Origin of the sequence: Pseudoduganella dura (assembly GCF_009727155.1) — a bacterium.
In the GTDB taxonomy this organism is placed as follows: domain Bacteria; phylum Pseudomonadota; class Gammaproteobacteria; order Burkholderiales; family Burkholderiaceae_D; genus Rugamonas; species Rugamonas dura.
Window position 1 is genome coordinate 4,234,167 of record NZ_WNWM01000002.1, and the last position, 25,398, is coordinate 4,259,564.

Annotated in this window: 20 protein-coding genes; 10 read left to right on the forward strand and 10 right to left on the reverse strand. The window is 62.1% G+C overall.

The window, feature by feature from the left end; genetic code table 11:
- The first annotated feature begins 235 nt into the window (after nucleotides 1-235).
- From GJV26_RS18570 to GJV26_RS18585, 4 genes are all read left to right on the forward strand, one after another.
- Entirely contained in the window at nucleotides 236-3,532 is a 3,297-nt protein-coding gene (locus tag GJV26_RS18570) for a beta strand repeat-containing protein (RefSeq protein ID WP_155710138.1), read from the forward strand.
- 363 nt (nucleotides 3,533-3,895) lie between these two features.
- A complete protein-coding gene (locus GJV26_RS18575) occupies nucleotides 3,896-5,806 on the forward strand; it encodes a type I secretion system permease/ATPase (RefSeq protein WP_155710139.1) in 1,911 nt (636 codons plus the stop codon).
- A 1-nt stretch (nucleotide 5,807) separates the two neighbouring features.
- The gene (locus GJV26_RS18580; protein WP_155710140.1) at nucleotides 5,808-7,172 is read left to right on the forward strand and encodes an HlyD family type I secretion periplasmic adaptor subunit; all 1,365 of its coding nucleotides are present in this window, start codon (nucleotides 5,808-5,810) and stop codon (nucleotides 7,170-7,172) included.
- Between the two features lies 1 nt (nucleotide 7,173).
- Nucleotides 7,174-8,520: a TolC family outer membrane protein gene (locus tag GJV26_RS18585; protein ID WP_155710141.1), complete on the forward strand. Its 1,347-nt coding sequence runs from the start codon at nucleotides 7,174-7,176 to the stop codon at nucleotides 8,518-8,520.
- A gap of 269 nt (nucleotides 8,521-8,789) precedes the next feature.
- Here GJV26_RS18585 and GJV26_RS18590 read toward each other — a convergent pair whose 3' ends face one another.
- Nucleotides 8,790-10,316 carry a methyltransferase regulatory domain-containing protein gene (locus tag GJV26_RS18590; RefSeq protein ID WP_155710142.1) on the reverse strand — a complete coding sequence of 509 codons (1,527 nt, stop codon included), beginning with the start codon at nucleotides 10,314-10,316 and terminating at the stop codon, nucleotides 8,790-8,792.
- 139 nt (nucleotides 10,317-10,455) lie between these two features.
- On the opposite strand from GJV26_RS18590, the gene GJV26_RS18595 reads away from it, so the two are divergent.
- Complete coding sequence (locus tag GJV26_RS18595; RefSeq protein WP_308807633.1) at nucleotides 10,456-10,908, forward strand: alpha/beta fold hydrolase; 453 nt, start codon at nucleotides 10,456-10,458, stop codon at nucleotides 10,906-10,908.
- Nucleotides 10,909-11,310: 402 nt separating this feature from the next.
- Here the strand turns inward: GJV26_RS18595 and bdcA are convergent, their stop codons facing one another.
- On the reverse strand, nucleotides 11,311-12,021 hold the full coding sequence (bdcA, locus tag GJV26_RS18600) for an SDR family oxidoreductase (RefSeq protein ID WP_155710143.1): 711 nt from the start codon (nucleotides 12,019-12,021) through the stop codon (nucleotides 11,311-11,313).
- A 74-nt stretch (nucleotides 12,022-12,095) separates the two neighbouring features.
- On the opposite strand from bdcA, the gene GJV26_RS18605 reads away from it, so the two are divergent.
- On the forward strand, nucleotides 12,096-12,686 hold the full coding sequence (locus GJV26_RS18605; protein ID WP_155710144.1) for a TetR/AcrR family transcriptional regulator: 591 nt from the start codon (nucleotides 12,096-12,098) through the stop codon (nucleotides 12,684-12,686).
- A gap of 144 nt (nucleotides 12,687-12,830) precedes the next feature.
- Here GJV26_RS18605 and GJV26_RS18610 read toward each other — a convergent pair whose 3' ends face one another.
- The 3 genes from GJV26_RS18610 to GJV26_RS18620 form a co-directional block, all read right to left on the reverse strand.
- A complete protein-coding gene (locus GJV26_RS18610) occupies nucleotides 12,831-13,088 on the reverse strand; it encodes a hypothetical protein (protein ID WP_155710145.1) in 258 nt (85 codons plus the stop codon).
- A gap of 358 nt (nucleotides 13,089-13,446) precedes the next feature.
- Nucleotides 13,447-14,664: an alginate O-acetyltransferase AlgX-related protein gene (locus GJV26_RS18615; protein WP_155710146.1), complete on the reverse strand. Its 1,218-nt coding sequence runs from the start codon at nucleotides 14,662-14,664 to the stop codon at nucleotides 13,447-13,449.
- 3 nt (nucleotides 14,665-14,667) lie between these two features.
- Nucleotides 14,668-16,062, reverse strand: coding sequence for an MBOAT family O-acyltransferase (locus GJV26_RS18620; protein WP_155710147.1), 1,395 nt, complete (start codon nucleotides 16,060-16,062; stop codon nucleotides 14,668-14,670).
- Nucleotides 16,063-16,443: 381 nt separating this feature from the next.
- Here GJV26_RS18620 and GJV26_RS18625 point away from each other — a divergent pair, with 381 nt between their 5' ends.
- Together GJV26_RS18625 and GJV26_RS18630 are read left to right on the forward strand one after the other, a co-directional pair.
- Nucleotides 16,444-18,558 carry a carbohydrate-binding protein gene (locus tag GJV26_RS18625; RefSeq protein WP_155710148.1) on the forward strand — a complete coding sequence of 705 codons (2,115 nt, stop codon included), beginning with the start codon at nucleotides 16,444-16,446 and terminating at the stop codon, nucleotides 18,556-18,558.
- A 335-nt stretch (nucleotides 18,559-18,893) separates the two neighbouring features.
- The gene (locus GJV26_RS18630) at nucleotides 18,894-19,535 is read left to right on the forward strand and encodes an alpha/beta fold hydrolase (protein WP_155710149.1); all 642 of its coding nucleotides are present in this window, start codon (nucleotides 18,894-18,896) and stop codon (nucleotides 19,533-19,535) included.
- A gap of 59 nt (nucleotides 19,536-19,594) precedes the next feature.
- On the opposite strand, the gene GJV26_RS18635 is transcribed toward GJV26_RS18630, so the two are convergent.
- Entirely contained in the window at nucleotides 19,595-20,023 is a 429-nt protein-coding gene (locus tag GJV26_RS18635; RefSeq protein ID WP_155710150.1) for an ACT domain-containing protein, read from the reverse strand.
- 18 nt (nucleotides 20,024-20,041) lie between these two features.
- Nucleotides 20,042-20,722, reverse strand: coding sequence for a LysE/ArgO family amino acid transporter (locus tag GJV26_RS18640; RefSeq protein WP_308807634.1), 681 nt, complete (start codon nucleotides 20,720-20,722; stop codon nucleotides 20,042-20,044).
- Nucleotides 20,723-20,743: 21 nt separating this feature from the next.
- Between GJV26_RS18640 and GJV26_RS18645 the strand changes: the two genes are divergently transcribed.
- Nucleotides 20,744-21,625 carry a LysR family transcriptional regulator ArgP gene (locus GJV26_RS18645; RefSeq protein ID WP_229419351.1) on the forward strand — a complete coding sequence of 294 codons (882 nt, stop codon included), beginning with the start codon at nucleotides 20,744-20,746 and terminating at the stop codon, nucleotides 21,623-21,625.
- Between the two features lie 120 nt (nucleotides 21,626-21,745).
- On the opposite strand, the gene GJV26_RS18650 is transcribed toward GJV26_RS18645, so the two are convergent.
- The 3 genes from GJV26_RS18650 to GJV26_RS18660 all read right to left on the reverse strand — a co-directional run bounded on the left by GJV26_RS18650 (nucleotide 21,746) and on the right by GJV26_RS18660 (nucleotide 24,075).
- Nucleotides 21,746-22,633 carry a sulfurtransferase gene (locus tag GJV26_RS18650; protein ID WP_155710152.1) on the reverse strand — a complete coding sequence of 296 codons (888 nt, stop codon included), beginning with the start codon at nucleotides 22,631-22,633 and terminating at the stop codon, nucleotides 21,746-21,748.
- A gap of 95 nt (nucleotides 22,634-22,728) precedes the next feature.
- Entirely contained in the window at nucleotides 22,729-23,301 is a 573-nt protein-coding gene (locus GJV26_RS18655; RefSeq protein ID WP_173346232.1) for a PEP-CTERM sorting domain-containing protein, read from the reverse strand.
- 195 nt (nucleotides 23,302-23,496) lie between these two features.
- Nucleotides 23,497-24,075 carry a PEP-CTERM sorting domain-containing protein gene (locus tag GJV26_RS18660; RefSeq protein WP_155710154.1) on the reverse strand — a complete coding sequence of 193 codons (579 nt, stop codon included), beginning with the start codon at nucleotides 24,073-24,075 and terminating at the stop codon, nucleotides 23,497-23,499.
- 206 nt (nucleotides 24,076-24,281) lie between these two features.
- Between GJV26_RS18660 and gmd the strand changes: the two genes are divergently transcribed.
- Nucleotides 24,282-25,325 (forward strand): GDP-mannose 4,6-dehydratase, encoded by a 1,044-nt coding sequence (gmd, locus tag GJV26_RS18665; RefSeq protein ID WP_155712578.1) that lies wholly within the window; start codon nucleotides 24,282-24,284, stop codon nucleotides 25,323-25,325.
- Nucleotides 25,326-25,398 lie beyond the last annotated feature (73 nt).

The window sequence follows — 25,398 nt, forward strand, 5'->3', positions numbered from 1 at the left end:
GCTCAAATCACAGGAATCGTGATAATCTATTAATGATTCGTTAGATATAATTGAAACGAAGTGTAAAAAAGGCGCGTTTTTACCACAAAAATCTTGTGATTTGTGATGTGCATCACAACCCGCGAAATAGATTGTGGCAATATACCTCCCATCGCTGCAGAGAAGCTGCTTTAAATCAAGACGCAGTGTGACAGACAGATTTTTGGTTAATACCACTTTATAAGGATTCAAAATCATGGCAGCACAAGACTACTACGCAGTCGTTCAGCAACTGTACGTTTCGTACTTCGGCCGCCCTGCGGACTACTACGGTCTGCAAGATTTCGCCGCACAGCTCGAGGCACTGGGTGCTCCAAAGACCTTCGCTGCGCTGAACGTTGCGATTCAGTCTCCTGACGCTTCCGCCGGCCTCAAGGCGCTGGTCTCCGGTTTCGATTCTTCTCCTGAAGCCATTGCCCTGTATGGCTCCGACACGTCGACCATCGGCACTTCGAAATTTGTTGCTGCAATTTATCAAAATGTGCTGAACCGCGAGCCGGACGTTTCCGGCTTGGATTTCTGGGTCAAGGCGATTACCTCCGGTACGCTGTCGCGCGCAAACGCCGCCGCTTCCATCAGCGCTGCCGCCGTGGCGAATCCTACCGGCCCTGACTCGGCTACCGTGCAGAACAAGGTGAACGTTGCGACCAACTTCACCGCCGCCATCGACACCGCCGCCGAAATCAACGGTTTCTCCGGTGACGCTGCTGCCGCATCGGCACGCGACCTGCTGGCTGCCGTGGACAGCACGACCAACGTCGAAGCCTACCAGGCTACCGTTGAAGCATCGCTCGAAGCCATCGTGGTCGCATCGATCCCGACCACGACCGCCGCACTGACGCAAGGCCTGGACAACCTGACCGGCGGCGCCGGCAACGATACCTTCAACGCTACCGAAGTAGTGGTTGGCGGTGTTGCCCAAGCCACCCTGACCCTGGGTGACAAGATCAACGGCGGCAGCGGCAACGACACGCTGAACATCACCCAGACGGCTGCGCTGGGCGCGCTGTCGAACGTAACCGTCGCTAACGTCGAGAACGTCAACGTGACCGTTGCCAATACGGTCCAGATCGACACCACCGCATGGACCGGCGTGACCGCGCTGAACGTCAACTCGGTCGGCGGCACGACTGGTACTGGTATCGTGGCAGCGGCTACGACCAACGTTACGGCAAACAACTCCGGTACCGGCAACGTCGTCGTCGCTGGCGGCCTGGCACAAACCGTTACGACCGCCGCTGGTGTTACCCTGAGCGGCGCTACCGGCGCAATCACCACCACGAGCTCGGCCCAGGCTGGCAATGCCATCTTGGTCAATGGCGGCACGACCGTTGCCGTTACCGCTGAAGGCCAGACCACCGGTACGATCACGGTCGGCAGTACCGCTGCTCCTACCGGCGCCGTGACTGTCGACGCCGCCGTCGGCTACGCTGATGGGGTACTGGCGGCAGGTAACATTTCTGTCAAAGGCGGCACGACGGTCGAAGTCAATGCAACGGGTGTCACCGCTGCTGCCGCGACTGCCGCTGCGACCGATACGTCCAACTTCACCGTCACGCTGGGTAGCGTCACGGTAACCGGCGGCGACGCTACGACGGATGTGACCGTCAACCAGGCCAACGCCGTGACCAAGGTCGATGCCACCGGTACTGCCGGTGCTGACGCAAACGGCAAGATCGGTATCGTCAACGGCCAGGTCGTCATCGCCGACAAGAACGTTGCTTCCGCAACGGCCGCCGGCACGATCGCCACGGTTACCATCAACAGCTTCGGCGCTTCGTCGACGGTCGCTTCCAGCGCACTGACGACGTTGAACCTGTCCGGTACCGGCGTCGACCTGACCGTGACCGATGGCAGCCTGACGACGGCAGCCGTGACCGAACAGGCAGTGAACGTGAATGGCCTGACCACCACGGGCGCAGTGACGCTGGACGCGCACATCACCACGCTCAACCTGAATGCGGCGACCAAGGAATCGACCATCGCTTCGCTGGCAGCTTCCGGCGCCGCCACGCTGAACATTGGCGGCGATGCAGCCGTGACCCTGACCAGCCATACGCTGGCCGGTGCCGCGAACACCATCACCGTGACCAACACCGCAGGCGTGACGCTGGGTGCGGCTCTGGCGACGAACACGACCTTCACCGGTGGTGATGGCGCCGATTCCATCAAGCTGACCGGTGGCTTCACCAAGGCGATCACCCTGGGCGCCGGCGATGACACCGTGACCTACGCTGCTGTGGGCACCGGCGGTTCGGTTGCTGCGGGCGAAGGCACCGACACGATCATCATCACGGGTGCTGCTGCCGTAACCGCAAGCGCCAGCTCGGCGTTCAACTCGAAGTTCACCGGCTTCGAAGTGCTGGAGCTGTCGAGTGGTGACGTTGGCACGATCAACCTGCTGGGCGTCAACAACATCTCCAGTGTTCGTGCTGCTGGCGGTGAAGTAAACCTGGAAGGCCTGGTATCGAACGGTACGTTCACCCTGACCGGCAACAGCGTCGACGCAACTGTCAATGTGGCTGCCGCTGCCTTCAATCCTGCTGACGTGCTGAACATCGGCCTGGCTTCCACAACTGCCCTGACCGGTGGTTCGGTTGTTGCAGCAGGCGTCGAAACCATCAACATCTCGGCCGCCGATGCTGCCGCTGCCGGCAGCAGCGCCGTCGTGCATGAGCTGACCCTGGAAGCTGTCGCCGCAACCAGCGTTGTCGTTACCGGCAACAACGGCGTCAACCTGACCAACACGGGCAACGTCGCGATCACTTCGTTCGATGCATCCGGCGTGGTGGCAAATGGTACGGCGACCGCTGATACGGCTGCCAACCTGGCTGTGACGTTCGTTTCGGAAAACACCACTGCTTCGGCCGCAGTAAGCATCACCGGTGGCGCAGGTAACGATACCCTGACCGGTAGCGTTGCGATTGACACCATCAACGGCGGTGCAGGCAATGACACCATCGGTGGCCTGGCTGGCGCCGACGTCCTGAACGGTGGCGAGGGTAACGACACGATCACCGGCGGCGCAGGCATCGACACCCTGACCGGTGGCGAAGGCGCGGATATCTTCGTGTTCGCTGCGGGCGACGCTGGTATCACCGGCACCGAACGTGTCACGGACTTCAGCATCGCGCTTGGCGGCGACAAGCTCGACCTGTCGACCACTACCCTGGTTGCCGACGTAACCGCTTCGAACATCACTTCGGCTATCAATGGTGCAGTGGACCTGACGGCAACCGTGAAGAACGGCATCATCACGCTGGGCGGTGCGGATGCTTCCCTGGTCGATACCATCGGCGAACTGAAGCTGGTCTTCGAGGCCCTGGAAGCCGCTGGTGCTGCTGATACGGCTGCGATCGTTTGGGGTGGCAACACCTACGTCATCACCGACACGGTTGGTGGCGCTGCCAATGACATCATCCAGCTGGTGGGCGTGACGGGTGCAACGTCGCTGTCGACCACGGATGCTGCCAACAGCATCTGGATCAGCTAAATTCTCACTGGCGTGCCTGCCTTCGAGCAGGCGCGCCGAGCGGAATTCCCCAAAACCCTGTCCTCTCACGAGGGCAGGGTTTTTTTATACGGATGACGGGCGCGACTGGAAGTGCGTCTTCCAGGCGAAATCCCCTGATGGGGTGGGCGCCGCCATGCGGTGCGAGTCCAAGCGTACGCGCAAAGCTATCATGCTTCGAAGCAGATTCCGGACGATCAACCTTGTCGATCACGCCGGTGCCATAAAGCAACAATTCGTCGAAATTTACATAAATATGTGATGTATGTCACATGATAGTTACATTTTGATGGATAATAAGTCGTTCTCAGATGAAGTGCCAGCACTCGATGCCAGGCCACGCCAATGAAAAAACTTCTCCCGATCCGTAACGAAATCGAGCTGGTCCTGCTCAGTTTCAAGCGCACTTTCTATACCGTTGGCACGTTCAGCGCGATCACCAACCTGCTGATGCTGGTGCCTTCCCTATATATGCTGCAGGTGTACGACCGCGTACTGCAGAGCCGTAACGAATACACGCTGCTGATGCTCACCGTGCTGATGCTGGGCGCGTACCTGTTCATGTCGGCACTGGAACTGATGCGCAGCTTCGTGCTGATCCGCGTCGGTGCCCGCTTCGACATGCAGCTCAACAAGCGTGTGTATACCGCGGCGTTCGAGCAAAACCTGAAACGGGCCGGCGGCAATGCCGGCCAGTCGCTGTCGGACCTGACGAACCTGCGCCAGTTCCTGACCGGTAACGCGCTGTTCGCGTTCTTCGATGCGCCCTGGTTCCCCGTGTACCTGCTCGTCATCTTCCTGTTCGAATGGCAGCTCGGCCTGTTCGCGCTGGTCGGTACGGCGATCCTCGTGATCCTGGCGATCGTCAACGAAAAAATCACGAAAAAGCCGCTGGCCGAGGCCAACGCCATGTCGATCGCCGCCGGCACGCTGGCCACCAACAACCTGCGCAATGCCGAGGTGATCGAATCGATGGGCATGCTGCCGAACCTGATGCAGCGCTGGTTCAAGACGCACGGCATGTTCCTGCATCTGCAGGCCGATGCCAGCGAGAAGGGCGGCAAGATCTCGGCGATCACGAAATTCGTGCAGGTGTCGCTGCAATCGCTGGTGCTGGGCTTCGGCGCGTTGCTGGTGCTCGAAAACAAGATGACGCCGGGGATGATGATCGCCGCGTCGATCCTGGTGGGCCGCGCGATGGCGCCGGTGCAGCAGCTGATCGGCGTATGGAAGAGTTTTTCCAGCACGCGCAGTGCCTATGAACGCCTGACCGCGCTGCTGCAGGCCAACCCGGAACGCGAAGCCGGCATGCAACTGCCGAAGCCGAAGGGCCAGCTGTCGGTGGAAGGCGTCACGGCCGCGCCGCCTGGAACGACGGTGCCGGTGATCCGCGGCCTGTCGTTCGGCATCGTGCCCGGCGACGTGCTGGGCATCGTGGGGCCGAGCGGCTGCGGCAAGTCCACGCTGGCCCGCCTGCTGGTGGGCGTGTGGCCGGCGGCGATGGGCAAGGTGCGCCTGGATGGCGCCGACATCTATCACTGGAACAAGGCGGAACTGGGCCCGCACCTGGGCTACCTGCCACAGGATATCGAACTGTTCGGCGGCAGCATTGCCGAGAACATCGCCCGCTTCGGCGAAGTGGACGCGGAAAAGGTCGTCGAGGCGGCCAAGCGTGCCGGCGTGCACGACATGATCCTGCATCTGCCGGACGGTTACGACACGAAGCTGGGCGATGGCGGCGCCGGCCTTTCCGGCGGCCAGAAGCAGCGCCTGGGCTTGGCACGCGCCATGTACGGCGACCCGGCCCTGCTGGTGCTGGACGAGCCGAACTCCAACCTCGACGATGCCGGCGAAGCCGCACTGGTGCGCGCCGTGAACGACCTGCGCCAGCGCGGCAAGACGATCGTGCTGATCACGCACCGCACCAATGCGATCGCGGCCACGAACAAGCTGCTGGTGCTGCAAGACGGCGGCGCGGCCATGTTCGGCCCTACCCGCGATGTGCTGGGCGCGCTGCAGGAGCAGAACAACAAGCGCCAATTGCAGGCGCAGCAGGCCGCGGCCCAGCAGCAACCGGGCCAGCAACAGCCAGGCCAGCAGCCTAACCCGCAGGCCGCGGCTCAACAGGCGGCGGCACAACAGGCGGCGGCACAACAGGCGGCCGCGCAGCAGGCAGCGACCCAGCAGCAGCCGGGCGTACCCGCGCAACCGGCCGGTACCGCGGTGCAGGCGCCTGCCGACACGGAGCAAAAATAATATGGTCAATATTGTCAAGTCGTCGGACAACGGCGCATCCGACGTCATCAGTCATGACGTCTCCCCAATCACCGTCCAGACCGACGACCGCATCTACACGCGGCTGGGCTGGTTCATCGTGCTGGCCGGCGTGGTCGGCTTCCTGATCTGGGCCTTCACGGCGCCGCTGGACAAAGGCGTGCCGATGTCCGGCTTCGTGGCCAAGGAGAGCAACCGCAAGGCGATCCAGCTGCTGAGCGGCGGTACCGTGTCCGAGATCCTGGTGCGCGACGGCGACGTGGTCAAGGCCGGCCAGGTGCTGGTGCGGATGAACGATGTGCAGGTCACGTCCGCGCAAGCCATGACCCTTGCCCAGTATTTCAGTGCGCGTGCCGCCGAGGCGCGCCTGCAGGCGGAGCTGCGGGGCGATAAATCCGTGCCGTTCCCTCCCGCGCTGGAAGAGTTCAAGGCCGACCAGGAAGTGGCCCAGGCGGTGGCATTGCAAAACGAACTGCTCGCCTCGCGCCGCATGGCGCTGCAGAACGAACTGGGCGCCATGCAGGAAAATATCGCGGGCCTGAATGCGCAGACGAAGGGCCTGGAAGAGTCGCGCGCCGCGAAAAAGGCGCAGCTCGACATCCTGAAGGAACAGCTGGAGAACTCGCGCGACCTGGCGAAGGAAGGCTACATTCCCCGCTCCCGCCTGCTGGACCTGGAGCGTACCTACTCGCAGATCGGCGGGGCGATCTCGGAAGATATCGGCAACATCGCGCGCGGGCGGCGCCAGGTGGCGGAACTGAACCTGCGCAGTGCGCAGCGCCAGCAGGAATACCAGAAGGAAGTGCGCGCCCAGCTCTCGGACGTGCGCAAGGAAGCCGATGCGCTGCAGGCACGCCTGGTCGGGCAGAACTACGACGTCGCCAATGTCGAGGTCAAGTCGCCGGTTGATGGCGTGGTGGTCGGCAGCAGCATCTTCACCAAGGGCGGCGTGGTGTCGCCGGGCGCGCACATGATGGAAATCGTGCCGGCCCAGGATGCGCTGGTGGTGGAAGGGCAACTGCCGGTCAACCTGGTGGACAAGGTACGTCCCGGCCTGCCCACTGAACTGATCTTCTCGGCCTTCAACACCAACCACACGCCGCACATTCCGGGCGAGCTGGTGCAGATCGCCGCGGACCGCACCGTCGATGAAAAGACCGGCAACGCGTATTACAAGGTGCGCGCCAGGGTCACGCCCGAAGGCGCCAAGCTGATCGCCGACAAAAAGCTCGAGATCGTGTCCGGCATGCCGGTGGAGCTGTTCGTCAAGACCGGTGAGCGCACGATGATGAGCTACCTGATGAAACCGATCGTCGACCGTGCCCATTCGGCCCTGTCGGAGGACTGACATGACCATTTCCATGAAACGCGCGGCGCTGCGCCGCCTGCCGCTGCTGCTGGGCGCGGCCTTCCTGCTGCACGGTGGCGGCGCCTCGGCCCTCGGCCTGATGCAGGCTTACCAGGCCGCGCTGCAGAACGACCCGGCCTACCGCGCCGCGTTCTACACCGCCGAAGGCGGCAAGGAATACAAGGTGCTGGGGCGCGCGGCGCTGTTGCCGACCGTATCGGCCAGCTACAGCGGCAGCAAGGCGCACACGCTGACGGAATACCCCGGCACCGCGCTGCCCGAGCGGGACCAGCACTACATCGCCCGTTCCACCGTGCTCCAGGTGCGCCAGCCGCTGGTCAGCCTGGATGCGCTGGCCCGCTACAAGCAGGGCAAGGCGCAGAGCGCCTACAGCGAATCGCAATTCGCCAGCCAGCAGCAGGATGTGATCGTGCGCGTTGCAACCGCGTATTGCGAAGTGCTGTACCAGCAGGAGCAGCTGGCGCTGGCGCAGGTGGAGCGCGACATGTACATCGAGCAGCGCAAGGTCAACGACCTGCTGTTCTCGAAAGGCGAGGGCACCAGGACGGATTCGATCGAAACCCAGTCGCGGCTGGATCTTTCCGAAGCCCAGGTGCTCGAAGCGCAGGACAATGTCGTCAACGCGAAAACCACGCTGGCCGGCATCGTCGGCGGCGAGGTCGGCGAGCTCGATGGCTTGCGGCCGGGCTTCCGGGCGGCGCCGGGCGACACGCGCGGCTTCGAGGCATGGAAGCAGACCGCCATCGACAACAGCCCGGAGATCCGCGCCCTTACCCAGGGCATCGAGATCGCCCGGCAGGAAATCAACAAGGCGCGCGCCGGCCACACGCCGCGGCTGGACCTGGTGGGCACATACCAGAAGAGCGAGTCCGATACGATCAACACGATCAACCAGAACATCGACTCCCACTCGCTCGGCTTCCAGCTGAACATTCCGATCTATAGCGGCGGCTCCGTCAGCGCGCAGACGCGGCAGGCCGCGGCCAACAAGAACAAGGCCGAAGAAGACCTGCAGGCCCAGATCGACAAGACGCTGACCGCGCTGCGCAAGGACTACAACACGCTGAGCAGCAGCGTGCGGCGCATCGATGCGCTGGTCAAGGCCGTCGATTCGGCGCAACTGCTGGTGAAAGCCACCGAGCAGAGCATCAAAGGCGGCGTGCGCATCAACCTCGACCTGCTGAACGCCAAGCGCCAGCTATATACGGCACAGCGCGACCTGGCCCAGGCGCGCTATGGCTACATGCTGGCGTCGCTGCGGATGAAGGCGGCGGCCGGTGTGCTGTCGGCGGAAGACCTGCAGCTGACGGCCGCGTATTTCCAGTAAGGTTCGGTAGCGGCCCGCGTCCGGAAGCAGGAGCGGATCCCGATAGCGCTTGAGGCACTGGTGCGGTCGCTGGCGCAGTCACTGGTGTCGGACACCGGTTTTCGCCAGCGCTTGCCGACTTCGGCGCCGAAAACCGGTGTCCGGAGAGGGCCATGCCTGCATGACCCGCTACGCAGGCAAGGAGCATGCTCCTTGAAACCCCTGCTTCGCCACCGAAGAGCCGGTGGCGACACCAGGCTGTCACCCCGACAGCGCAGTCCCCGCTTCTCTCAAGCAATACCCAACCCCTGATACATCGGCAGGAATTCCTCGTTGAACACGGTGGCGACGCGGGTCAGCTCGGCCAGTTGTTCCTCGGCGGAGAATTGCTCGCCGTTTTTCAACAGGCGCTCGTTCTGCGACGTGAGCACGTCGTGCACGAAACGCGGCCATTGTTCCGGCTGGCTTATGCCGCGGCGGCGCGCCAGCAGGAACAGCTGCTGGAAACGGTTGACGACGATCCCGCCGCCGGTCACGGGCGACGCCAGCTGCCCGATATCGCCGTTCTGGATGGCGAATTCGCACAGGCGGGCGTTCAGCTTGTCGGTGCGTGGCCGGACCCGCGCAACGACTTCGTTCGACTGGGCGGCGTGCACCTGGCCCGCACCGATCAGGATGAACACGGCTTCCGTCAGGTTGGCGAACTTCACCTCGCCGCAAGCCTGCTCCAGCTCGGCGATCGATTTCGGCCGATGGTCGGCCAGCGCATCGAGGATCGGCCGGTAGATGGCCTCATGCAGCGTGACGTCGCCGGCCACGGTCTTGATCGTCGTCGGCACCTTTTTCGCCGGGGTCGTCAGCACCACGCGCTGCCGGCGCAACTGCTGCGCGCGTTCCTGGGTGGTCAGCTTGCGGGTGCCGCGCGCCCAGTAATCCTTCCGGAACTGCTGGTTGCCGATGAAATCGTAGACCGTTTCCCGGAAGGTCGAATCCTCGATTTCCTTGATCAGCGCCAGCTGGTCGGCGCTGCAGTTCAGTGCGGGGAGCTGCCGCAGGTAATCCGCGCTGGCCGCGAAGCCGAGTTTCGCCGTTTCCATGTGGCCGGCGATTTCACTGAACAGCATGGGCTTCCATTCGCTGTTGAAATATTCGTGGGCAAGGTAGCTTTTTGGCTGCGCTTTCATGCTGGTGAGACGCTGGGCGATCTGGGGATTGGCGGCACTGAACTTGGGATTGGTTGCCAGCAGGCGTTCCGCGAACGCCACCGATTGTTCGACCCGCTTCAGGATATTGCTGCCGGGCGAGCACATCACCTGGTCGTATTGCGAAATCAGGTCGCGCAGCGGCACCATCGGCGCCCAGCCCGGCTGCGTGTTGTAGCTGATGAAGGCCACGCCGCCCACTTTCAGCTTGCGCGAGATAAAGTCCAGGATGATGCGGCGGTTGCTCTCCGAGACCCAGCTCCAGATGCCGTGCAGGCCGATGAAATCGAAATCCGGCAAGTCGTCGCGGCTGCAGAACTGTTCGAACGACTGGTCGAACAGGTGGGCGGGCGTACCCGAGGCACGCGCCAGTTCCTGCGCGAACGCCGCATGCGACGGATTGAAATCGGTACCGTACCAGTCGATTTCCGATGCCGCGGCATGCACGTTGATGCCCAGGCCCTGGCCGAAGCCCAGTTCGCACGCCGTGCGGATTTCCGGTACCGCGGTACCACCGTTCAACAGGGCCAGGCCCAGGCGCAAAGGGTTCAACTCCGGATAGACCCCGTAGGTGTATCCAACTTCGGAGACATAACCGGCAGACCATGTGGACATGCAACCCCCTTCAAGTTGATATCGATTTCCTTATTTTATAGGCAAGTGCCGTGTTGCTGAAAAATTTACTGCCCGATCCACCAGGGCAAAATTAATTGGCAGCAATGCGATTATTAATGGGCAATGTGGCAGGTTACCCATGCCCTCAAAACTGTTTTTCCTTCCCGGCGCCCTCGGGCGGATGGATTTTTGGATACCGGTTGCCGAACTCGTTCGTCACCGTGCGGAAAAAATCCACGTCGGATGGCCCGGATTCGGTCCTATTCCGCCTGAGCGCGATGTACACGGTCTCGACGACCTGGTCGGCAAGGTCGTTTCCAGAGTGGATGCGCCGTCGGCGCTTGTCGCGCAATCGATGGGCGGCGTCATTGCGATCCGCGTGGCGCTGGCCCGTCCGGACCTGGTAACCCACCTGATTCTTGCAGCGACGTCTGGCGGCATGGATGTCACGGGGCTGGGGGCGGAGGACTGGCGCCCGTTCGTGCGCAGCGACCATCCCGCGCTGCCTGGCTGGTTCCTCGATGATCGCGAAGATCTCACGGAGCGCCTTTCCGAGCTCCGGATGCCGGTATTGCTGCTCTGGGGGGAATAGCGATCCCATCAGTCCGGTGAAGGTGGGCGAAAGGCTGGCTGCGTGCCTGCCCAGGGCCGATCTGCGGATCATTGACGGCGCGGATCACGATCTGGGCTACACGCACGCGGCACGGGTTGCGGCACTCGTCGATCGGCACCTCGGATCGACCGATTGTCCGGAAGCTCAAGTTCCATGATGGAGCTGGCGGCAGAAGCGGCGGATCGATGGCGTCCGCGTGCCGATGCCCGGCATCCCGAAGACCAGTTCCACGATGGGACAGCGGCGCCATCCCGCGTGCTTTCATCGGCACCGCAAACAAGGTCCTGCCAGACTGTGGGCATGGCGTTACCAGCCTCGGCACCGGATCTGGAGCTTCGTCTCGCCGGGCAGCGTTAATCAGGCGCCAAATCAGGCGCCAAATCAGGCGCCGAACGCGCCGTCGATCGTATGCATTGCCCCTGTGACGAAACCCGCCTCCGGTCCGGCCAGCCACGCCACCATTGCCGCGACCTCCTCGGGGCGGCCATGGCGCTTGATGGCCATGAAACTGTGCATCAGGTCTTTCATCGGGCCGTCCGCCGGGTTCGCTTCCGTGTCGATCGGTCCGGGTTGCACGATATTGATCGTGATGCCGCCGGGACCGAAATCACGCGCCAGCCCGCGCGCCATCCCCTGCAATGCGGATTTGGTCAACGCATAGGAGGCCAGGCCGGGCATGGGCATGCGGTCGCCGTTGACCGATCCGATCACAACGATCCGACCGCCCGGGGGCATTTGCCGTGCGGCTTCCACCGAAGCATGGTACGGCGCGTGGATATTGATACGGAACATGCGATCGACCGCATCCGGGTCCTGCTCCCGTGCATCGCCGAAGATGGCAATCCCGGAATTGACGACCAGCACGTCCAATGGACCACTGTCGCGGACGCGCCCGATGACCGCATCCCGGTCGGCACTGTCCGTAGAGAACGCCGTGCTCCCTGTTTCCTCAGCGACCAGTTGCGCCGCTTCCGGAGAACCCGAGTATGTGAACGACACCTTTGCGCCATCGGCGGCAAACCGCCGGACGATCGCGGCTCCAATGCCCCGGCTGCCGCCCAGGACCAGCACCGACTTGTTCGTGAAATCCATGGCATTCTCCTTCGTGATTAATGTAGCGCATGTTACAATAAGGCCCATCGCACCTGTCAAGGATTTTTTTAGTCATGACTACAAATATGCCCGCGTCCCGAGGACGTCCACGGCAGTTCGATCCGGACGAAGCAGTGGCCAAGGCCCAGCGGCTGTTCCATGAGAAAGGCTACGACGCTGTCAGTGTCGCGGACGTGACGAAAGCGCTCGGCATCAATCCGCCCAGTTTCTATGCCGCCTTCGGCAGCAAGGCCGGGCTGTATGCACGCATCCTCGACCGCTACGCGGCCCTCGGTGCGATTCCTCTGAAGAAGATCCTGGAAACCGACCGGCCATTGGTGGAATCGCTTGCCGAAGTCCTCATGGAGGCAGCGCGCTACTACGCTGCCGATCCGGCTGCCACCGGCTGCATGGTGCTGGAGGGCACGCGCAGCAACGATCCGCAGGCGCGTGATGCCGCCTGCGGCTTTCATGTTGCTGCGCAAGATTTTATTCGGAACAAGATTGCTGAACGTTATCCGCGCGAGGCGGACCAGTTGGCCGATTTCATCTGCACGACGATGGCCGGACTGTCAGCCAGTGCCCGCCATGGTCAAAGTCTGGACCGCCTGCTGGCTACCGCGCGGCTGGCCGGCATGGCGCTCGCCCAGACGCTTCGTGGCTGAACGTTCGACTTGCACCAGGAGTGGACGTTGGCCTGCTGTCATGCCACCTCGGGCGCCAGTCGAAGCCTGTGGCGGACAGCGCAGGCCGCATCGGGCGATCGCCACTGTGAAATGTCGTGACAGGCAGCGATCCGCGCCCAGGGCCTAGATGACCGGCGCGGCCTCGAACGATGCCACATTGACGGGCGCGCGCCATCTGCGCTGCGATGGCCGCGTCAACACCCGCGTCGCCACGTTGATCGAAATGTGGTTTTCGCAGAAATAGCCGGCTGCGGCCCGCGTGCCGAGCATCTCTTGCATGACCAGGCCGACCTCGACCTGCTCGGCACGAAGGCGGTTCGCCCTGGACTGCGCCGTGTGGCCGTGAGCCAGGTCCGTGGCCCTTCGATTGGCATCCATCATTGGGGCTCCAATTGGTATTCGCACTTATCCTATCCGCTTATGGCGCGTCACAGTACCAGAGCACATGCGCTTCCTGTGTGGGAAATGGAGTACAGGCGACATGCATCCTGGGCAACAATGTGGATCGCGGCTGGGTACAAACGCGTGGCAAAAAGCGGGTTGTACCGCACGCTTTGGGCGATGGCGATCGTGGAGCGATGGACTGATGTTGGCAGAAACGATTCCTGCCATACTCGACGTTTTAACCATATCGCCGGGTTCATGCCAACTGATGCCGGCGGCGGGATAATCCGCCAGCCAGGTTCAAGGAAGCGGCGCGGCAGCGCAGGCCTGGCTGCGCTGCCGGCATGGCGCCGGCCTAGGCGCCTGGACGAGGTGGCTCGTGCAGCCGCTGCACACCCTGCCGCAGCATGTTGTAGACGGCGGAGCCGTCGTGATACAGGAACAGGATGTCGGTCTTCTGCGGATCGCGCAGCAGCACCTGCTTGAGCGTTTCCATGTCTGGCTGGCTCAGGTCGTTGATGGAGTGCGTGGCCATCTGCTCGACGGTGCGGTAGTAGCGCGAGAACCAGCCCGAGCTCTTGGAGCCGAACGAATCGGACATGATGAGCAGGCGCCGGTCAGGCGCGGCCGGATTGGTGAAGCGCGAGACATCGTCCATTACCCGGGCATAATTCGGGAAGCCGGCGAATTCCGGGAAGCACGCGGAACCGAAACAGGCTTGCACATTGGCCGTCGCGAAATCAGGCTCGGCAACGTAACTGGCCAGGTGGACACCGGGGAACAGGTGGTTGACGTCCGAATTCATCCAGGTCGACTTGACGGGCCATGGTTGCTGGTGCGCCGGCGCCCGCCCCCAGAAGCGGGCAACGGTGAGGCGCGCAACCTCGCCCAGTCCCGGCCCGCTCCAGTGGAACCAGGTCTTGGGATAGATCGCATCGTCGCCGGCCATTGCACGCATCTGCTGCAACGGGTAAAAAATGCGTTCGCGTGCCATGGGACTGAGTGCAGGGTCCCTGAGCACCGTATCCACCGCCGTATCGGTGGCCGCGCAGCGCGGCTCCAGCCATTTCGGCGTATCACTGCTGTGCAAGACAGCCGCCGATGGCACGATCAGCACCGCCGGGTGCATGCCCATGCGTTCGAAATCGGCCATCATGCTGGTGAAGTATTCAGCCGTGCCCGGCGCCGGGCTCGGCCTGCCGCCGCAGACATTGGTGATGGCGGAGAACGGCGGCGCCGTGGTGCCGTGCGCTGCCAGGAACACCCGCCCATGGCGGCCGGCCGCCATCTGGATGGTCGGGAATTCGCGGAAGGCCTTGAAGCGCACCTGGTTATTGGCTTTCACCAGTGCGCCGCGCATGCCGAAGTGATCGTTGATCCAGGCATCGGTGCGCGTGGGCAGTTGCAGGAAATCCTCCCAGGAGGTCGGCAAACTGGGTGCCGGCGCCAGGTGGCGGTGTTCATCGTTATTGCCGGCGCCGCCACGCACCGAGGCCAGCATTGGCACGAACAGTACCGCCAGCAGACCGAGCTTGACGGCATTTCCGCGCAGGAGTTGGGAAACAGAGACCATGGTTCAGAAGCGGAAATAGATGAAGGGGTTGTAGGTGCCGGCGGCCAGGCTGACCACGCACAACGCGAAGCACAGCAGCAGGGCCGTCGTGCGCATCGGACGCCACAGCGCCGGCGCGCGCAGCACCGGCGTGCCGCGCCAGAGCGCCAGGAGCATGCCGACGGCGAGCGCCGTCATTGCCGAGCGGCCGAAATACATCTGCCACGGGTTGGCCACCGGGCCATGCGCCTCGCCCATGCCGAACATGGCGCCGATGTAACCCAGCGCATGCGGCAGGGTATCGGCGCGAAAGAACACCCAGCCCAGCATCACCATCAGCAGCGTCCAGGCTTGCGCCAGCAGGCCCGGCCAGCGTGCCAGCCGTGCGCCCAGGAAGGCGCGCTCGATAATCAGCAAGGCACCATGCCACACGCCCCAGACGATGAAGGTCCAGGCCGCGCCGTGCCACAGGCCGCACAGCAGGAACACCAGGCCCAGGTTGAAATACGTGCGCGCCGGCGAGACGCGATTGCCACCCAGTGGAATGTACAGGTAATCGCGGAACCAGCTCGACAGGCTGATATGCCAACGGCGCCAGAACTCCGTAATCGAGCGCGCCGAATACGGCCGGTCGAAGTTGATCGGATAACTGAACCCCAGCATGTGGCCGATGCCGATCGCCATATTGCTGTAGCCGGCAAAGTCGAACAGGATCTGGATCGAATAGCAGGCGATGCCGATCCAGGCTGCCGGCGCGGTCAATTCCGCTGCCGGCAGGCCGAACAGATGGTCGGCCGGGCCGGCCACGGTATTGGCGATCAGCACTTTTTGCGCGAGGCCGGTCAGGAATATCTGGATGCCCAGCCAGATGCGCGCATTGTCGACCGTGCGCCGCTCGATTTCATGGGCGATCTGGCTATAGCGGACGATGGGACCCGCCACGAGCTGGGGGAACATCGCCTTGTACATGGCGAAGTTCAGGAAGCTCGTCTGTACGGCGATATCGCGACGGTACACGTCGATCAGGTAGGAAATGCCCTGGAACGTGAAAAACGAGATTCCCAGCGGCAGTACTACTGCCGGAAAGTCGATAGGCCCATGAAACTTTTCCAGCACGGCGTTAACCATGCCGCCGAAAAAGCCCAGGTACTTATAGTAAAGCAGCATGCCGAGGTTGGCGGCAACGCCCAGCCACAGCCAGTGCTTGCGTGACGGCCCTTCGCTGCGGCTGATCATCTGACCGGCGCCATAATTGAGCAGCGCCGACAGCAACAACAGGGGTACGAAGCGTGGCTCGCCCCAGGCATAGAACAACAGGCTGCCGATCAGCAGCACTGCATTCTTCCATGGCAGCAAGTAATACAGCAACAGGAAACAGGGCAGGAAATAGAACAGGAAGATGATGGAACTAAAGACCATTAAGCAAACTCGTCAAGTATCAGCACAATGCCGTAACGATAGATTATATTCTAGAAACATTACAAAGTCGCAACATATAGTCGGCTCGGGCGAAAAAAAAACGGGCCAGAATTGGTGCCTGGTGCGCTGTTTGCAGACATCGTCCCGCGATGGCGGGGATGAACGGCGGCTACATTGCGCCAACATGGCCTTTGTTGGCATTTCGCCACAAAGCTGACCGCAACACCGCTGGTGCGGGAAGCCCATGTGCTTTGTAAGTCGGTCGAAAGCAATGGCAGTTCGCGCCGCCCCATGCCAGGCGGTCCGTGAGGACCACATAAACATTTTTGATCCGGGATTTATCCCTTATCATGACCACCGGAATTTTTTACGGTTTTCTACATGCGTATTGTCTCGAAACTGAATCACGCCATTCAGCGCGCTCCCAATCTGGCGACATTGGTGGTGGCGCTGGTGGTCCTCGCAATTTTCTTCCGCCTGCAAATTCTCAACCACTTCAATTATTTATCCGGCGACCGTTACGACGGCGTGATCCAGGTGGCCTTGCTGGAGCACTGGTTCAACGTGTTCACGGGCTGGTCGAACTGGCGCAGCCCGAACTATTTCTACCCGTATCCCAATATCCTGGGCTTTAACGAAGGCCAGTTCCTGTATGGCGCGATCTATTCGATATTCCGCACCCTGGGCATCGATGGATTCCTGGCCAATGAACTGGTCAACGTGGCAATCAAGGCGATCGGCTTTTTCGGCTTTATCGCCGCGGGGCGCCGCATATTGAAATTGCCGTTGGCCTGGGCTTTGCTGGGGGCGGCGATCTTCACCCTGAGCAATAACAGCTTTTTGCAGATGTCGCACGCGCAGCTGCTGTCGGTGGCATTCGCGCCGGTCGAGGCTGTGCTGATCTACGAAGCCATCGGCGCGCTGCTCGCCCATGATGCCCGGCGCCTGTTCAGGTTTGGCAGCATCGCCGGGGTGTTTTTCGCGGCCTGGCTGATCACCTGTCTCTACACTGCCTGGTTCTTTACCCTGTTTGCGATGGTCACGCTCGCCGTGCTGCTGCTGACGGCTGGCCGGCCGGGCCTTGCGCGCCTGTGGCAAGCCATCATGGCGAACAAGCTGGCGATCGCGGGGATCGCGATGGTTACCGGCCTGGCCCTGGTGCCGTTCGTCAGCGTTTACACAGGCGGCGTGTCCAGGCAGCGCGCCTGGAGCGAGATCCTGTTCTACCTGCCCAACCTGTGGGATACGGTCAACGTCAGTACCGGCAACCTGCTGTACGGAGGCGTCATCGAATACCTGCTGGCGCATTGCAGTCGCTGCCATTTCGGCAACGGCGAGATGGAAGCGGGCTTGTCGCCCGTGCTGCTGGCGCTGACCGGCATGTGCATGTTCAGTATCTTCCGCCGCAAGAGTGCGGCAGGGCTGGCCGAAAAGGCGGCCCTGGTCAGTATTGCCGCTGCCAGCCTCATTTTATGGGTGATGGCACTTCGTATCGATGGCCATAGTGCCTGGTTCCTTATCTACAAATTCTGGCCAGGCGGTAACGGGCTGCGTGTCGTCGCGCGTATTGCACTGCTGCTGGCGCTGCCAGCTACGGCGCTGGCTGTCTGGTACCTGTCGCGTTCGTCATGGCCGCCACTGGCGTTGCTGGCGATTGGCACCGTGCTGCTGGCCGAGCAGATCAATACCAGACCCATCACCACGCTGGACCGGCGCCTGATGCTGGAGCGTACGAGCGGGATTGCGGCGCCACCGGCCAGTTGCCGCGCATTCTTTACCACCGCTTCGCCCGATACCGTGGAGGGCGACGAGTCGTTCCCGGTAGGGGCGCTGTATCCGCACAACGTGGATGCGATGCTGATCGCCGAATATGTGCATCTGCCTACCATCAACGGCGTGGCGAGCTTCCATCCCGCCGACTGGAATTTTGGCTCGCCGGGCAGCCCCGACTACCTGCAACGGGTCAAGGTATTTGCCGATGCGCATAAACTGGAAGGCCTGTGCCAGCTGGACCTGAAGACCAGGCAATGGAACAGCCGGCCGGTCTTCGCCGCCACGAGCGAGCGGGTAGCCTACTGGGATCTCTCCAACGCCAGCGAGGCCATTCCGGCCGACAGCCTGCAGGGTTTCAGCCCGGCCCAGACGTTCGGACGCTGGAGCGAGGGCAAGGAAGCCAGTTTCAAGTACACGTTGCCGGACAGTGCGGGCAATGGGGACCTGACATTGCAGATTGTGCTGATCACCGCGTTGGTCAACGATCGCCACAGTCAGCGAATGCTCGTCTCCGTAAACGGCGGCGAAAAGCATGAGTTCGTTTTCAAGACCACCGCGCGTGCCAATGCCGAGCTGCGCCTGCCTGCCGCCAGGGAAGGCGTGATCAGGATGGAATTCCCGGATGCGATTTCACCCAAGGAGCTCGGTATCAATGCCGACACGCGACCGCTTGCCGCCGGCATCAAGTCCTTTGAAATCCGGCGTGCGATAAAGGCGGAATGAAAGGTCTCCAAGCATGTTCGTCTGTCGGCCTGACTGATCACAAGCGCCGGAACAACGGCGCCGGCCATTACGCGCTGTTGGCAGAAAGGAAAACCGCGGATGCCGTTTCACGCGCAGGCAATTTGCCGAGCTAGAGCAGCGCCTGCGCCGCTGCTCGCCACCGCACGCGCACGGCGCATCTCGCGCATCGTGCCCGATCCCGCACGGCAGCATGCTTGCTGGACTTTGCCTAGCCGCGACTCCGTTCAGGGCAAGCACGCTACTCATGACATTGCATCACCATGGGATCAGGTCTTGCCATAATTGCCTTTTGACCATATCGACTTGGGTTGCCAATGCCCTTTAAATTGTTTTTCCTTCCCGGCGCCCTCGGGCGAATGGATTTTTGGCTACCGGTTGCCGGGCTTGTGCGTCACCCTGCGGAAAAAATTCACTTCGGATGGCCCGGATTCGGTCCCACTCCGCCCGAGCATGATGTGAACGGTATTGACGACCTGGTCGGCAAGGTCGTTTCCAGGCTGGATGCGCCGTCGGCACTCGTCGCGCAATCGATGGGCGGCATCATTGCGATCCGGGTGGCGCTGGCCCGGCCGGACTTGGTAACGCACCTGATCCTTGCAGCAACGTCGGGCGGCATGGATATTACGGGACTGGGCGCGCAGGACTGGCGCCCGTTCGTGCGCAGCGACTATCCGGCGCTGCCTGACTGGTTCCTCGATTACCGCGAAGATCTCACGGAGCGCCTCCCCGAACTCCCCATGCCGGTATTGCTGCTCTGGGGGAATAGCGACCCCATCAGTCCGGTGAAGGTGGGGGAGAAGCTGGCCGCGTGCCTGCCACGGGCCGATCTGCGGATCTTCGACGGCGCGGATCACGACCTGGGCTACACGCACGCGGCACAGGTTGCGGCACTGATCGATCGGCACCTCGGATCGGCACCTGGATCGACCCATTTCAAGGAACCTCAAGTTCCGTAATGGCGCTCGCCGCGGAAGCGGCGGATCGGCACACGAGGGCAGGTGACCGGCACGGTGCCTTACACCTGGTGTGAGCCGGAGTCGGCGCCATCCACGGGCGTCAGCACATGGCCCGCTTGCCCCAGCAACGCAACCGCTTTGGGCATGTCGCCTCTCTTGAGCAGCAGATGATCGCCGTCGAAAGTCGATACGACGAACACCCCCAGTCCACCCTCCGACAACGGCCGCACGACCGACAGCACGATGCCGGTGGCGCCAAAGGCGAACGGGCCGACGAAACGCAGGCAGGTCCAGCCGCCTTCCTTCTGCATATCCTCCGGCACGCGTTCAGCCAGGCAGACGATGGACAGTTCGTGGGCCGAGCGGCTGATGGTCACGAAGCCGGTCCCATCGGCCCAGGCGGGAATGGCTGCGTTCGGCGCCAGACGGCAAACCGCGTATTCGCCTTCTGCCTGTTCCAGTTCGATCTGATGGATCTCTTTTTGCATACGTCCTCTGAAGATTTATTAAACGAAAAGTGAGACGGCGATGGTCCACATGACCATGGCAATCAGCGCATCGAGCATCCGCCATGCGGCAGGCCGGGCGAACAACCGGGTCAACCCGCGCGCGCCCAGCCCCAGGCTGGTAAACCACAGCACGGACGCTGCCATTGCGCCAGCGGTAAAGCTGATGCGGCCATCGCCCGATTGCTGCGCGCCGATTGCGCCGAGCAGCACCACCGTATCGAGCCAGGCGTGCGGATTCAACAGGCTGAGCGCCATGGCGGCACGGAAGACGGGCCCGCGACGAGGCAGGCTGCGTTCATCGCCCTGCACCAGCCGGGACTGGCCGCGCCACGCCGATACCGCAGCGCGCCGACCGTATTCGACAAGGAACAATGCGCCGCCGATGCGCACAACCTCCAGCAGCATTGGGCTCGAAGCGATGGCGCGACCGACACTGCCGGCGCCGAGCGCAATGAGCAGCACGTCGCAGCAGATGCAGGTGACGATGCACATTGCGACGTATCGGCGCTGCAGGGCCTGCCGCAGCAGGAAGGCATTTTGTGCACCGATGGCAACAATCAGGCCGCCGCCCATGGCCATGCCTTTGAAAAAAGCGCCGCTAAGCATCATTGCTCCCTTGCTGCAGAAAGGCCGAAGCTTAACGATCCTGAGTTGATTAGTATAATGAATGATGTTCATAAATCATTCACAGAACTTATCATGTGGGACTATCGTGGACTGGCAGCACTGACGGCGATCGTGGAAGAAGGCAATTTCGAGCGGGCCGCAATGGCTTTGTCCATCAGCCAGCCTGCGGTTTCGCACCGCCTGCGCGCGCTGGAACAATGGGCTGGCGAATTGCTGGTGATACGCAGCCAGCCGCCGCAGGCCACGCTCCGCGGTCAGCAGCTGATCGCGCATTTTCGCCAGGTGCAGCTGCTGGAGTCCGGCATGGAGGCTCAATTGCAGGCCCATACCCCGATGCCGCAACTGGCGATCGCAGTCAATGCGGACAGCGCGGCGACCTGGCTGCTCGATGCGCTGGCGCCGCTACTGAATGCGCCCGCGTGCCTGATCGACATACGGATCGACGATCAGGAGGAAACGCTGCGCCATCTGCGGGAGGGGCAGGTGATCGGCTGCATCACCAGTTCCGGCGACGCGGTCGCCGGCACGACCGTGGAAGCATTGGGCAACATGGCTTATCTTTGCGTGGCAACGCCGGCCTTCGTGCAGCGCTGGTTCGCGGATGGTGTGACCGCGTCCGCGACGGCGGTCGCGCCAGCCCTGGTGTACAACCGCAGCGACCGGCTGCATGAACGCTATCTTCGGCAGGCCGGACTGCCTCCCGGCGTGCCGAAGAACTATTTTCCGAGTGCCGAGGGTTTTGTGTCGTTCATCAAGGCCGGCCACGGTTATGGCATGGTGCCGGCGATCCAGGTTCGCCACGAACTGGAAGCGGGCACACTGGTGGAGCTGACGCCGCGAGAAGCGCTGGATGTGCCGCTTTACTGGCACCAATGGAATATACAAACCCTGACCACGCGTGCGTTGCGTACCGCCATTGTGGAAGCCGCGCAGCGTTGGCTCGGGAGGCACTGATCAATTCTGGTGGGTGAGACCAGCCTCGGCAAATCGTCGCCCTGCCGGGCATGGCGACGATTTTCAGTGCGGCTGGGCGCCTTTCCCAACCGGTTGCGAGACATCCGCCCGGCGAATCGCTCAGTCCCGCGCCTTGCCATGGCAGTGCGGGCACGACACCTCGTACACATACTCCGGCGCCAGTTGCTGGCGCGGCGTGACCACGGCGCGGCACGCGAAGCACTGCACGGTCTCGGTCGGCTGCAGCTGCGGGTTGAGCGCGGTGCGGTAGTCGAACACGAAGCAGTCGCCCGTGTAGTGCGCGCCGCCCACATCCTCGAAGTATTTCAGGATGCCGCCTTCGAGCTGGTAGACGTTGTCGTAGCCGATGTTCTGCATGTGGATCGCGGCCTTTTCGCAGCGGATGCCGCCGGTGCAGAACGTGACCACGGTCTTGCCTTCGAAGTCGGCCTTGTGCTCTTCGATCAGTTGCGGAAATTCGGTGAACTTCTTGATGCGGTAGTCGACCGTATTGTCGAACGTGCCCACGTCCACTTCGAAATCATTGCGGGTGTCCACCATCACCACCGGCTTGCCGTTGTCATCGTGGCCCGCGTCCAGCCAGCGCTTCAGGGTTTTTGCGTCCACGAACGGCGCGCGGCCTTCTTCCGGCTTGATCAGCGGCATGCGCATCGTGATGATCTCGGCCTTGATCTTCACCAGCATGCGCTTGTGCGACTGCTCGGTGGACAGGCTTTCCTTCGCTTCCAGGTCGGCCAGCCGGGCATCGGCGCGCACCCATGCCAGGTACTCGTCGATATTTTCGCGCGTGCCGGAGAGGAACATGTTGATGCCTTCGGGCGTCAGCAGGATCGTGCCCTTCAAGCCGAGGCGCTGCGTGATGTCCTGGTATTGCGGGCGCAGTTCTTCGAGGTTTTCCAGCGTGATGAACTTGTAGGCGGCGATGTTGACGAACAACGCCGGAGCGGCGCCGGCCTGGACGGGGGCGCCAAGAGTGCTAGCTTGCATAACGGATCAGGGAAGGAATAGCGGAACAGCCGACATTATAAGCGTATCGCTGCAAAGCCGGCGGCAACGCCCGGGCCGCCCCGTCGATGTTTTAGCTAAGCAACAGTCATGCCGCTGCGCGGCTTGTGCCGCAGCAGGAACGCCGCAAGGCCGGCGGCCGTCAGCAGCAGGGTCGATGGCTCCGGCACGGCTTGCCGCACGTCTTCCTGCAGCGACCAGTGCGCGTAAGTCATGAACGTGGAATTGGCCGCGTCGCCGATCACGGCGAAGGGAAGCAGCAGGTCGGCATATGGGCTGGCCGTATTGGTAAAGGCGGCGCCTTTCGCGAATACGCCGTTGACTTCAAACGCCGTGACGACGAAGCACAGCAGGGGATTCGTGCAGCCGTTGGTCAGGCCCGGATTGGCATCGTGCATACCCTGGAAGACCAGCCGGTCGAGGGCGCTGGAAGCGCCGAAAGTGGCAGCCAGGGAATCGAACGCCATGTTACCTTCCACCGGACGCGTGTCGGAGAACGACACGTCGTAGTGCTGGCCATCGTATTCGACACCCGTGGCACCCGTCAGGATACCGTTGGTAACGAGCAGGATCGGCCCGGCATGGGCGGTCAGTTGCATTCCCAGCAGCATGCCGCATGCCGCAAGGAGTTTCTTGGAAGTGGATTTCACGGCGGCTCCAGTGTGATACTTCATTAACTCATCAGTTAATGAATAAAGAGCAAGAATTGTACCAGAATGGAAATGTTAAGGGAAATCAATGCCATAGTTAAGGATGGCATTGATTCTGCTCAATGAAGTGTAAGATTTCTCGACAGGTATTGAAGTTTCCGTCCCTGTGCAACAGCCAGGTAAGGTGCTTCTGGATCAGGCATGCATCCGGGCAGCGCCGCTTCCATCACGCCGGCGCCGCGCGAGCAGGGCAGCGAGGCCGGCGCCAGCCAGCCACAGCGTGGACGGCTCTGGAACAACCTGGCGTTCTTCCTGCAGCGCCCAATGGGCATAAGTGACGATGGCCGAGTTGGCGGCATTGCCCAACACGGCATAAGGAATGATCGGGTCGAGGTAACGGGTCGAGGTATTGGTAAATGCTACGCCGGTCGCCAGGATCTGGTTAACGTCGAATGCCGTCACGACCAAGCATTTCACCGGGTTCGAGCAACCGTTCGTCAAGCCTGGCGACATGTCGTAAGCACCCTGGAACACGAACTGGTCCAGGACATCCATCGCACCCCAGGTCGCGGCGAGGTCATGAAACGCCAGGCTTCCCGCCGTCGGACGCGTATCGGAGAACGAAACGTCATAGTGCCGGCCCCCGAACTCGACGCCTTGGGCACCCATCAGCACGCCGTTCGTGACGAGCAGGATCGGGCTCGCGTGGGCTGTGGCATTCAGGCCCAGCAGGAAGCTGCCGGTGATGAGGATTTTTTTCGTTATGGGTCGCATCGTGGCTCCTGTTGGTTGGTTACCAACAGTTAAGCAAGCATAATGCCAGTGAAGAATCTTGATAAAAATCAAGGGTATGGTTGAGCTAGCGCATGTGTGAGGCTATCCTGTGTAAAGTTTCTCGACAGCGAGAAGTCATCTGGAGGGCAGGCGGGTCCGATATAATATTTGGCTTTCCAGTCAAATTTCCCAGACACTCAATGACGATGCAAAATACGAAACGCGCCCTGGTCACGGGCATTTCCGGCCAGGATGGCGCTTACCTGGCGCAGCTGTTGCTCGAGAAGGGCTATGAAGTCACCGGCACGTTCCGCCGCACCAGTTCCGTCAATTTCTGGCGCATCGAAGAACTGGGCATCCAGGATCACCCGAACCTGCACCTGGTGGAGCACGACCTGACCGACCTGTCGTCGTCGATCCGCCTGCTGCAGAATGGCCGCTTCCACGAGGTCTACAACCTGGCCGCGCAGAGCTTCGTCGGCGTGTCGTTCGAACAGCCGGTGACCACGGCCGAGATCACCGGCATCGGCGCCGTCAACCTGCTCGAGGCGATCCGCATCGTCGATCCGAAGATCCGTTTCTACCAGGCGTCCACGTCGGAAATGTTCGGCAAGGTGCAGGCGATTCCGCAAAAGGAAGACACGCCGTTCTACCCGCGCAGCCCGTATGGCGTGGCCAAGCTGTATGCCCACTGGATGACGGTGAACTACCGCGAATCCTATGGCATCTTCGGCTCGTCGGGCATCCTGTTCAACCACGAATCCCCGCTGCGCGGCCGCGAATTCGTGACGCGCAAGATCACCGATTCGGTCGCCAAGATCAAGCTGGGCAAGCTCGAGGTGCTGGAACTGGGCAACCTGGACGCCAAGCGCGACTGGGGCTTCGCCAAGGAATACGTGGAAGGCATGTGGCGCATCCTGCAGGCCGACCAGCCCGATACCTATGTGCTGGCAACGAACCGCACCGAGACCGTGCGCGATTTCGTGACGATGGCTTTCAAGGCGGTCGATATCGCGATCGAATGGCAGGGCAGCGGCGAAAGCGAAACGGGCCATGACGCGCAAAACGGCAAGGTGCTGGTGCGCATCAGCCCGAAATTCTACCGTCCGGCCGAAGTGGAACTGCTGATCGGCGATGCGTCGAAGGCACGCAAGGAACTGGGCTGGGAACCGAAGACCACGCTCGAAGAGCTGTGCCAGATGATGGTCGACGCCGACCTGCGCCGCAATACCGCCGGCTTCTCGTTCTGACGGCCGCCTCCGCTGCCCCCGGCCTGCCCCGGGCCTCGCGGCGGTAAAGGGCACCGGATCCGGTGTCCTTTCG